General features: G+C 41.7%; 8 protein-coding genes. 3 read left to right on the top strand and 5 right to left on the bottom strand.

The genetic code is table 11. The annotated features are described in order from the left end of the window. On the bottom strand, positions 1-935 hold a 935-nt coding region (locus ONT19_RS16265), incomplete at its 3' end, for a Na+/H+ antiporter NhaC family protein (protein ID WP_301332227.1). A 34-nt stretch (positions 936-969) separates the two neighbouring features. Further along, positions 970-2217 (bottom strand): MFS transporter, encoded by a 1248-nt coding sequence (locus ONT19_RS16260; protein ID WP_117588116.1) that lies wholly within the window; start codon positions 2215-2217, stop codon positions 970-972. 831 nt (positions 2218-3048) lie between these two features. Here ONT19_RS16260 and ONT19_RS16255 point away from each other — a divergent pair. After that, a complete protein-coding gene (locus tag ONT19_RS16255) occupies positions 3049-4086 on the top strand; it encodes a threonine aldolase family protein (protein ID WP_264953449.1) in 1038 nt (345 codons plus the stop codon). Positions 4087-4091: 5 nt separating this feature from the next. On the opposite strand, the gene ONT19_RS16250 is transcribed toward ONT19_RS16255, so the two are convergent. Then, on the bottom strand, positions 4092-4856 hold the full coding sequence (locus ONT19_RS16250; protein WP_264953448.1) for an arginase family protein: 765 nt from the start codon (positions 4854-4856) through the stop codon (positions 4092-4094). A gap of 341 nt (positions 4857-5197) precedes the next feature. On the opposite strand from ONT19_RS16250, the gene ONT19_RS16245 reads away from it, so the two are divergent. Then, entirely contained in the window at positions 5198-6253 is a 1056-nt protein-coding gene (locus tag ONT19_RS16245; protein WP_117729001.1) for a CNNM domain-containing protein, read from the top strand. Between the two features lie 67 nt (positions 6254-6320). Here the strand turns inward: ONT19_RS16245 and ONT19_RS16240 are convergent, their stop codons facing one another. Next, positions 6321-7358: an alcohol dehydrogenase gene (locus ONT19_RS16240; RefSeq protein WP_264914484.1), complete on the bottom strand. Its 1038-nt coding sequence runs from the start codon at positions 7356-7358 to the stop codon at positions 6321-6323. 289 nt (positions 7359-7647) lie between these two features. Here ONT19_RS16240 and ONT19_RS16235 point away from each other — a divergent pair, with 289 nt between their 5' ends. Beyond that, on the top strand, positions 7648-8769 hold the full coding sequence (locus ONT19_RS16235) for a hypothetical protein (RefSeq protein ID WP_264953447.1): 1122 nt from the start codon (positions 7648-7650) through the stop codon (positions 8767-8769). Positions 8770-9823: 1054 nt separating this feature from the next. On the opposite strand, the gene ONT19_RS16230 is transcribed toward ONT19_RS16235, so the two are convergent. Next, positions 9824-11020: a RepB family plasmid replication initiator protein gene (locus ONT19_RS16230; RefSeq protein ID WP_203031485.1), complete on the bottom strand. Its 1197-nt coding sequence runs from the start codon at positions 11018-11020 to the stop codon at positions 9824-9826. Positions 11021-11063 lie beyond the last annotated feature (43 nt).

Below are 11063 nucleotides of genomic sequence, written 5' to 3'. Positions count from 1 at the left end.
ATGCTGTCTTCACCTGCTATCCCTACAAGTACTTCCGGCTGGAGAATGAGGGCACAGATGCATGCTGAAAGGGCTGAAAGAAGAAGTGTGATGAGAGATGGAGTCTTGCGGTAGATGAGCCATCCTGTAAAAGCCGGAACCAGCATCGTAAACAAGGAGATATTGAAACCATGACTCAGACCGGTAAGATACTGGCTGATATCCACTGGCTTGGAATCATAACAGAGTCCGATGATGAGATAGAGTACCAGCGAGAGCAGAATGCTTGGTATGGTAGTATAGAGCATATAGCGGATATGTGAGAAGAGATCCGCTCCGGCTATACTCGAAGCAAGGACGGTGGTATCGCTCATTGGCGAGAGTTTATCCCCGAAATAGGCACCGGAGATAATAGCTCCAGCGGTGTAGGGGGCTGGTATTCCCAGGGCATCACCGATTCCCATCAGAGCAATACCGATGGTGGCAATAGTGGTCCATGAGGTTCCCGTCATCACAGAAATGATGCTGGAGATGATGCATGCGCAGGGAAGGAAAAAGGTTGGCGACATGATCTGTACACCATAATATATTAATGTGGGTACCACACCACTGATCATCCAGGTAGCTGACATCATTCCGATGAGCAGCAGGATCAGGATAGATACTCCGGCATCGCCCACGGTCTTTTTGATCATCTCTTCAAAGATATTCCATTTCATCCTATAGATGCCCATACCGAGTGCTACACAAACGGCTGTGGCTATCATGAGGGCCACCTGAGAGGCACCAGCCAGGGCATCATCAGGGAAGATTTTGACAACCAGGACGATGAGGGTGATAAGTACTGCCAGCGGTATGACAGAAATAAAAGGATGTGGTGCAACTGGCTGCAGAGACGAGCAGGATGCCTGATTCTCTGCAGCTTGAGATTTCTGTTTCTTTTCTTCTTGTTCCATTTGTTAATATTCTCTTATCATTTTAGTCTTTCATTTACTTTGCGTTTTCATCCGTTTCTTCAACGCTTTTCTTCTGTGTATTCGGCAAGAATCCTGCTATGATGCCGAGCAATGGCAGGAAGGCACTCACCTGGAAGATGAACTCGATGCTCGTCTTGTCTGCTAACCAGCCGAAGAAAGCAGAGCCCAAACCTCCCAAACCAAACATCAGTCCGAAGAAAATGCCGGCTATCAGTCCTACTTTATCTGGCATCAGGTCGGTGGCATATACCACGATGGAAGAGAAAGCCGAGGCAATGATCAATCCTGACAGGAAGGTAAAGATGATGGTCCACGTGAAGTTGACGAAAGGCATGGCGATGGCGAAAGGTGCTGCTCCCAGAATGGAAAACCAGATGACATACTTTCTGCCGAACTTGTCACCCAGCATTCCTCCTGCCACTGTTCCTATGGCAAAGGCAGCAAGGAACACGAAGAGACACAGCTGTGAAGTCTGTACCGAAACTCCGAACTTATCCATCAGGAAGAAGGTGAAGTAGCTCGTGATGCACGCCGTATAGAAATACTTGGAGAACACGAGCATGATGAGGATAAACAGTGCCCAATACTTCACCCTTTTAGAAATATGGGTATTGAGAAGCGGTTGTTTCTGCGGATGGTTCACCACGTAAGCCAGTCGTGCCTTGTACCAGACGCCCAATCTTACCATGATGATGGCAGCGAGGAGGGCTGCAAGGGCAAACCAGGAGATGGCATGCTGTCCGAAAGGCAGGATGATGATGGCAGCCAGCAGCGGACCTACTGCCGATCCGCCATTGCCGCCCACCTGAAAGATAGATTGTGCCAGACTCTTCTTGCCTCCCGATGCCATCTGTGCCACTCTTGAAGCTGTGGGATGAAACACGGATGAGCCCAGACCTACGACGCTCACAGCCAGGAGAATCAGAAAATAATTCTCGGCAAAAGCCAGCAGGAGTAAGCCCACCAAGGTGAAACACATGCCGAGGGAAAGAGCATAGGGACGGGGATGCTTGTCAGCATAAAGCCCCGTAAAAGGTTGCAGGATGGAAGACGTCATCTGGAAGACCAGCGTGATGATACCTATCTGTGCAAACGAGAAGTCGAACTTATCCTTCACAATCGGATAGATGGAAGGGATAATCGACTGAATCATATCATTCAAGAAATGGGAAATGCTACAGATGATGAGCATGGAATATACAGTACCCTCTACCATCTTAGGATTTCCCTTGATTTTACTACCTATTGACTTGATGTTCATTGTATTAATTTAAATTATTATTTTTCATACAGTTCTATCGGCAAACCATCTGGATCGCTGAAGAACACAAATCATCTCATTACTTCTTGAATTTTCATGCCAAGTAGTGCTTTTCGTGCAAAGGTAACTAAAATTTCCAGATTACGCAAGAAAAGGTCCAATATAATATTCTTTTTATAAAAAATTATTATTTCATGGAATTTTTCTTGGTTAGTACCTTCCCATTTTCTAAGGGTGATTATGATAAATAGGCGGTACGTATATATAAATATTTGTACTTCGGAAATATGCGGGTGTCAAATATTGTTTCTTAATTATCGCAATTTCCGTATTTTCAATCTAGAAGGTCATGATGATAAAAATCATTTGGTTTGATAGCGTATTACTTGCTCTCTGCAAGACGAATCACCTGTAGTTGTACGACCGTAAGGCTACAGTTGTACGACTATATAGGCTATAGTTGTACAACTCTGGAGTTATAGTCGTACAACTATAGGGGTTATAGTTGTACGACTACAGAATTCCGGATTTCCGAAGAAATTAGTGTGGTTTATAACACGTTGAATATCTGGCGATTACGAATTTCGCCATATTTTCAATATTCTTCAAGAAATATTTTCCGAGCGGAAATTCGTGATTTTCAGAGGATTTAAATCATGATTTCGTAAAAAAAATAAGCCTGGTCAACTGACGGAACATGACATCTGTATAATGCCCACTTATACCTGAAATAGGGCTATTTTTGATTAATTAATAGTTATTTTACTCACATTTTAGCAAATATCATTACCTTTGCAATCTGTTTAAATTAAAACACGTAATATTAAGAATATGATTTCATTTGAAAGTGATTACAACAATGGTATGCTGCCAGAGATTCTAGAAGCTCTTGGCAAGACTAACAGTGATAAAACATCTGGTTATGGTTTTGATCCATACTCAGAATCTGCAAAAGAGAAAATCCGCAAGGCTGTGGACAATGAGAATGCAGAAGTATTCTTCCTGATAGGCGGTACGCAGACCAACACCACGGTTATCGACTCCGTCCTCATGGGATGCGAAGGAGTAATCTGTGTGGAAACCGGTCATATCGAGGTACATGAATCAGGAGCAGTAGAAGCTTTCGGGCATAAGGTCATTACCCTGCCAGGAAAAAACAGCAAGCTGACAACCGGCACCCTGTCAGCCTATATGGATACCTTCCTAGCCGACGAATCGCATCCTCACATGGTACAGCCAGGCATGGTTTATATCTCGATGCCGACTGAGTTCGGAATGGTCTACACCAGAGAAGAACTGGCTGCGCTGTATGCAACCTGCCAGAAATATGACCTCCGTCTCTTCATCGATGGTGCACGACTGGGATACGGTCTGGTTTCAGCGGCATGCGACTATGACTTGCCATTCCTTGCAAAACATTGTGATGTATTCTATATCGGCGGAACCAAGGTGGGTGCCATGATGGGAGAAGCTGTGGTATTCTCGGGCATGAAGGCACCGAAATACTTCTTCACCAACGTGAAGCGTCATGGAGCCTTGCTTGCCAAGGGCAGAATGCTCGGCATCCAGTTTGACACACTGTTTACGGATGAGCTCTATTTCAAGATATCGCGCCATGCCATCGCTACGGCTACCCGCATCCGCAGCATCTTCGAAAAGCATGGTATCGCCATTGCCTACGATTCTCCAACCAATCAGCAGTTTGTAGTACTCTCACCTGCCCTCTACGAAGCCATTTCCCAAAAAGTAGCATTCGAGATATGGGAAAGAAAGAGCGAACATGAAATCATCTGCCGATTCGTGACAAGCTGGGCAACAAAGGAGGAAGAACTCGACGAGCTAGACCGTATTCTTCAAGCTTACGCTTAAGAAGGCTAAGGCTGGTTCTCCTCCAGAATCATCCTTAGCAATTCTTCATTTGCCTCGTTGTTAATCTCTGCATCCTCCAACTCGGAGAAATAGTCAAGCGTAGCTGAACATTCGCCTGTAATATCTATCCCTATCACTTTCTCATGGGCATAGATGATGCGAAGCACGGCTTGGAGCTGCATAAGTGTCATATCTCCATTGCTCCAGTCGGTGATGGCATCCTGCTTTCTCAATACATCCTTGTCGATGGATATGTAAACCGGCTCATGTATAAGTTTACCAGCCTTCGACGGCCAAGCCTGGTGATGGTCTATCTCTGCCTGACTGTAGAACAACACCCTCTCTCTTAAGTGAACAGGCACCTGGGCTATCAACTCGTCCGATGCCCCCACAATGATAATGTGTTTGACAAACGGGTTCTTCTCCAAAACATCTCTCACCCAACCACCACATGACACAACACCTTCCCATTCCGGTTGCTGCATATCCGGATGATGGTCGAAAACAATGAGCGAGAAAGGTTCATGAATTCTTGACACCCAATATTCCGTAAGATAATGGAAATCTCCGGAATCTATGAAATGAACGGCTTTGGCAGGAAAAGGAGCCAATCGGCGATGCAGTTCCTCACTACCCTCTTCGTCACAATAGCAGTCTACCCCTTTCATGTCCCGGCAATCTACATGGATAATATTCTTATTTGAGGCAAATGCCTCCAATTCGTATACACCGGTAAAGTTAAGGAGAATGATAGGTATTTTCTTTTTCATATTGAATCTGTTTTATAAATGCTGATTGCAAAAATACCTAATATTCATAAATACTTGATGAATTATACATTATATTATTGTTAAAATTAGATTTTTTTATACTTCTACACAAATTTACCAAAATCATATTAAAACAATTTAATTTTCAACAAAAACATAGTAAATTCGTATTTTTATCTATATCTTTGCAGAAAATTGAAACATATTGTGATGATACATATAAATACACTGATATTGGATAAACATAGATGTAATGTTCCCCATTACATCCTCAACTGTAGCCTTCGGAAATAATATCTATCTTGCTTGAGATAACATATTATTAACGAATTTAAAATTACATGGGTTTAATCATTTTATATTTTTTAGGTGCTCTGTCACTATCCTTTTTATGCTCCGTCCTGGAGGCGGTATTACTTTCTACTCCGATGTCGTTTATCTCGATGAAGGAGAATCAAGGCAGCAAGACTGCCTCACTGATGAAACAGTATAAGAATAACGTAGACCGTCCGGTGGGTGCCATTCTTTCGCTCAATACCATCGCCCACACCATCGGTTCTGCCGGTGTAGGAGCCGAGTCTATGAAACTCTTTGGCGAAGAATACTTCGGTATCATTTCCGCCATTCTCACTCTGTTGATTCTGGTACTTTCAGAAATCATCCCGAAAACCATCGGAGCTTCATATTGGCGCTCTCTTGCCATGACATCTACCAAGATCATCCGTGTGCTCATCTTCATCACCTATCCTTTGGTACTGCTTTCGGAACTTATCACTAAGGTATTTACTCCGAAGAACCATCAGGCTTCCGTGAGTCGCGAAGAGGTATCGGCCATGGTAGACGTAGGTACTACTGAAGGCATCTTCCGCGAATCGGAAAGCAAGATCATCAAAAGCTGCATTCGCCTGGCAGGAGTAAAGGCCAAGGAGGTGATGACTCCATCCATCGTAGTAGAGTCAGCCAACATGAATCTGACTACCAAGGAGTTTTACGAACAGAAAGAATGGAAATTCTCACGCATTCCCGTTTATGACAACAACAAGGATATCATTGTGGGATACGTATTGAAAGATATGGTTCTCAAATTGGTTTCAGACGATGAGTTCCAAACCAGATTATCCGAGCTGATGCGTCCGATTCTTTCCTTCAACGAGGATGAATCTCTATACCAGATATGGGAAAAGATGTTGGAAAAACGAGAACACATCTCTATCATCGTAGATGAATACGGATGTCTGAGAGGAGTGGTTTCCATGGAAGACGTAATCGAAACGATGACTGGCGTAGAAATCGTAGATGAAGACGATGTGGCTGTAGACATGCAAGCCTTGGCTAAGGAAAAATCGCGCATGATGCACCAAGGTATTGTATCTGCCATTCCTGGCAGTAAAGCTTAATATTTACAGAACATTGCATTTTAACAAGAGAGGGTGGGTCATGGAGTTATGCCCCACCCTCTCTTGTTTATCCCGGAAATATCGCCACCTTGATGACTCCATCCTTGCGGTTCTCAAAGACATCGTATGCCTCTTCTATTCTTGAAAGCGGGAAACGATGGGTAATCAGAGGAGTGGTATCTATCTTTCCCTGGGCTATCAAATCAAGGATTTCCCCACAGTCACATCCATCCACACCTCCCGTCTTGAAGATGAGGTTCTTGCCATACATATCAGGAAGCGGAAGCATCTGCGGCTTGTCATACATCGCAACGATGGTGACGATGGCATTAGGACGGGCACACTTCCAGGCAAGCTGGAAGGTATCAGGTCCACCTGCAACCTCCATCACCACATCAGCTCCCCCATGCAGACTATGTTGTTTGACAAATGCCTCACAATCCTCCGGTTCAACAACCATCACCTGCGGATAATGCTTCTGTATGAACTCTCGCCTATCCTTTGATTTCTCACAGACGATGATGTTTCTCGGATTCTTGAGCAGGGTGCAAAGCAAACAGCAGACACCCGTAGGGCCAGCACCGATAATCAAGACTGTATCCTCTTCAGTAATTTCAGATATTCTCGTAGCCCAGAATCCAGTAGCAAGGATGTCGCCAACGAAGAGCGCCTGCTCATCGCTTACCGAATCAGGAATCTTGTTCAAGCCGGTTGTAGCATAAGGAACCCTCACATATTCCGTCTGCCCGCCATCGATTCTGCATCCCAGAGCCCATCCGCCATGTGGAGAAGTACAATTGTTCACGTATCCATGCTTGCAATAGAAGCATTCTCCACAGAAGGTCTCTACATTCACGGTTACTCTGTCTCCCGGCTTCACATGGGAAACCCTCTCCCCTACTTCCTCTACAATGCCTACCATTTCGTGGCCAACAGTAATCCCCGGTACTGCGCGAGGCACAGAACCATGCTTGATATGAAGATCACTGGTGCAGATACTGCTCAGCGTTACTCTTACGATGGCATCATGCTCATCTATTATCGTAGGCTTCCCTTTTTCTGTGAAGCCAAACTTTCCTTGCTGGATATATGTAAATGCTTTCACCTTAATTATATATAAGTATTATTATTCACGTTAAATCATGCTGCGAAGTTACAAAAAACATTTTAATCATACAAGAAAAAATACAGATTCTTTCTCACTTTTTGACCTGTAAACTATTAAAAAGTCTGTCTTTTTTTACAAGTAAGACCATTTTTTGTAATTTTTCAGCAAACAAAACCATAAAATATACTCTGATGTTCAAATAGTTAGCCAAAAATTTGGAGAATAGAATATTTTTTCTTACCTTTGCAAATGAAAGATTTGAATTCAATTTTTTACAAAATATAGCATGTATCAAGATTTAGATTTTACTGATAACAATCACTATCAGGAAGATTATATAGATTCACCGGTTGATGATTTCGACTGGATGCCTAATTTATTTGCCAAGCTCGCAAATCACCTGCGAACTTCAACTTCTGCTGATGTTATCAGACTGGGAACCATCGGCTGCATCAGAAACCATGAGCCGGGAGATGATTCACTTCTCCAATGGGAAGAAGTAGAAACAATGCGTCGCTATATAGATAGCGTTAACAGAGGCTTGGGTGCACCAGAAGATCCCACACTCCAGCAGTTGCTCCATTCTACAGAATGGACTAACTATGGTATTTTTACCATGAACTTTATCTCGGATAAGAACCTCGACTATAAAGGAATCTGTGAGGTTGAAAATACAAATCTCTCATACGCCAGCATGGCTTTTTTAATTGCTCTGGTAAAAGGGATGAGTATGATTAATCTCAAACATCCTTCAGCAAAGGGAGAAAACAATCATATTTTCACATACGTAATTCCGAGTCAATTCTCCACCTTCTCCTTTGCTTCATTCCTCAATGTGGCCAATGCACGTCTCGCTAACAAAGAAGATATTTCTGAACAGGAGATTGAAGAGTTGACCCAACTTGCTTTCAAGAGTCGCTACTGGAAACAAGAGACCTCACTCAAGAGTAAAGACAGCGAGTTGTTCATCTATGTCCTCAAGAACATCATTTCGGAAATTCTGGGACTGAAGCTTGACATCAATGCGGAATCCTTTGTCAAACAGGCAAAGAAGGAAGAGAAAAAGACTGCCACTCCAACTGTAGATAACCATAAGAAGAAGGAGAAGAAGGAAAAGAAAAAAGAAAAGACTATCCTGAAAGATAATTCCAAACCTTCTTTGGCATCTACGATGGTAAAAGTCTTAACAGAGGAGTCCCTCCCGCAAACCAAAGAGAGTCTTATTGATAAGACTATGCAACTCTATCCTACTCTCAAGATAAACTGTTTCAACACCACCCTATCAAGACTCCATAAAAATGAAGTTCTGAATTATTATAATGGTGGACTGATTGGAATAAAAGGCAAAAGATACGGAAGAGGCTACAAGATAATCAGCCGTTTACATAAACATAAGGAAACAGATTAAGGCTAAATTTTGTGCCAAGAAAATCCAAAGGCTAAAAGACCATTGGGTTTTCTTGGCACTATTATATAATACTGTAGCAGCAACTAACGTTTGAGTCAGTCTCTTACTAAAATGTTTCTTACTTGAAAGCAGTTCAATGACAAAATAATAACCTAAAAAGAAACTTACTTGTAGTTTTTCCGGCAATTAGTCAATTCTACAATTAGGCAATTATGAATTTGATTCTCTATAAGGAGAAAACCACAAAACTGTTTACCTAAAACCACAAAACTACGCATAAACCACAAAGTTGTTTACCAAAAATCACTGCTTTTTGTAGCACAAACCACATTTTTGTTTACCTAAACCACTATTCTATTTACCTAAACCACATAACTATTTACCTGAAACCACTATTTTGTTTACCATAAACCACAAAACTGTTTACCTATCCTAGCAAAAAGCAGTTGCTCCTCTTTAGGTAAATAGAAATGTGGTTTTTACCTAGTTAAATTCATGAGAAAAACAGGTAAACAGAAATGTGGTTTATGAGAAAAATCGATGAACGTTCTGCCAGGTAAACAGTTTTGTGGTTTTTAAATTCTTATTCAGTTGCTACTAAAGAAAGAATCAAAATGTCTAGACAACTTCTTTAGGCGTTTTACATAATATACTAATATACTGATAGTTATGCGTATATTCAATTTGTATTCAGGTGCCGGATTTCAAATAGAATAAGATAAAAAAAAGTATCTTATCAAGATAAAAACCACAAAACTGTTTACCTGAAACCACTATTTTGTTTACCAGAAACCACAAAACTGTTTACCTAAGAATAAAAGACTGATATAAAAATGATGTAACTTATTACATATCAAATTATAACACGGGATTTGGTAAATAATTAATATAACCTCAAAATGGAATGAATTATATACATGACATTTCAGGTAAACAGTTTTGTGGTTTTGATGATAAGCCATTCTTAAAAGTAGGTAAACAGAAATGTGGTTTTACATACTAAAAAGAGGAAGTACGGTACTCCCCTACTTCCTCTTCTGCTTTCTTGTTCTGCTTAGCCTCTATAGAATACAGGCATGAAAGAACCGACACAGTCAAAAAATTCTTGTGCCAGTCTTTCAAGACCCGATGTTTTCAAAGCAGCAAAATCATCATCACTAGCAGCAATACAGAATCTGTCATTCTTGATTCCTATGAATTTGCATCTGCCCAACAGGGCTTGCTGACTGGTATCCTGTACCATCGAAATAAACTGATTCCATTGCTCAAAACCTTGAGTCGTGTCTACTTCTATCTTCTTGTCAGGATTCTGATATACATGCGCAAAAAGATCTCCCTGCTGCGTGGCATCATCAGATGTTTTCTTTCCCCTATTACGGTTTATTTTTTCATTCAGACGACGAGCAATATCTGCATCTTTATCTCCGATATGATTGATACCTACATCCGTCCGCTTGATATGGAAGATAACATATTCAGGATCTCCCTTATGCTTTCCGTTCCGATAAATAAAGTCTTCTTCAGAAAATTCATCAAATACGATATCTGTCTCACTGCGACTAGCCATTCTGTTGAGATCTTCCCTTACCACATCGAGTACCTGTTTTCTGAATTGCGAGAATTTAGGATATTTATTCATCACAGGCTCCCCCTTGTCGTCAAGCAGAATATTGCCATGTTCATCAAGTTCTACCAGACCCAAATACTGTTTCATCGGCAAAAACTCAACCTTAACATCCAAGCTCTTGTCTAGTCCCATCTGACGAAGCAGATATATATAGAGTCGAGGTGTATTCACCTTCTTGGAATATTTAGCAATCATGGAGATATGGTGAATATATCCCTGACGCATATCAAAAAGGCTCATAGTGAGTTTTGGATCTATCTCAAGTATTACTTCACCCTTGATGCGTTCTACTTTCTCACCATCGCTCTTTGTATAGCCTTTCTGCGTTGTCGGAATCTCGATGTTTGAAAATACGTGCTGTATCTTCTCTGTCTTGCTATCCGTCTTTACACGCACCGACAGGTTGAGGATATCGTTCTTCAGCGTATCACGCAGATTCTTATAATTATGAAACTCCGTTGATACCTGAAAATCCTTGATGTCTATTTTGATGGGCGGAATCTCCATAACAGCATGCTCTATTCCTTTCTCGAAAAGATAGTCGGAGCGTGCATCTCCAAGCACTCTCTTCTCGGTAAAATACTCTTCAACATACTTCTGCAGATGGGTACTTGCAACCATCAATATGTTTTGTTGCAATAATGTATATTGCTTATCCAATTTTGTC

This window comes from Segatella copri (assembly GCF_026015625.1).
Taxonomy (GTDB): Bacteria; Bacteroidota; Bacteroidia; order Bacteroidales; family Bacteroidaceae; genus Prevotella; species Prevotella copri_H.
Note: the sequence above shows the minus strand (reverse complement) of the source record. Positions and strands in the feature narration are given on the sequence as shown.

Bases quoted from the DNA above. Each gene is read 5' to 3' on its own strand.
- ONT19_RS16260 (WP_117588116.1), bottom strand. From the start codon at position 2,217: ATGAACATCAAGTCAATAGGTAGTAAAATCAAGGGAAATCCTAAGATG.
- ONT19_RS16250 (WP_264953448.1), bottom strand. From the start codon at position 4,856: ATGAAAAAGAAAATACCTATCATTCTCCTTAACTTTACCGGTGTATAC.
- ONT19_RS16235 (WP_264953447.1), top strand. From the start codon at position 7,648: ATGTATCAAGATTTAGATTTTACTGATAACAATCACTATCAGGAAGAT.
- ONT19_RS16245 (WP_117729001.1), top strand. From the start codon at position 5,198: ATGGGTTTAATCATTTTATATTTTTTAGGTGCTCTGTCACTATCCTTT.
- ONT19_RS16255 (WP_264953449.1), top strand. From the start codon at position 3,049: ATGATTTCATTTGAAAGTGATTACAACAATGGTATGCTGCCAGAGATT.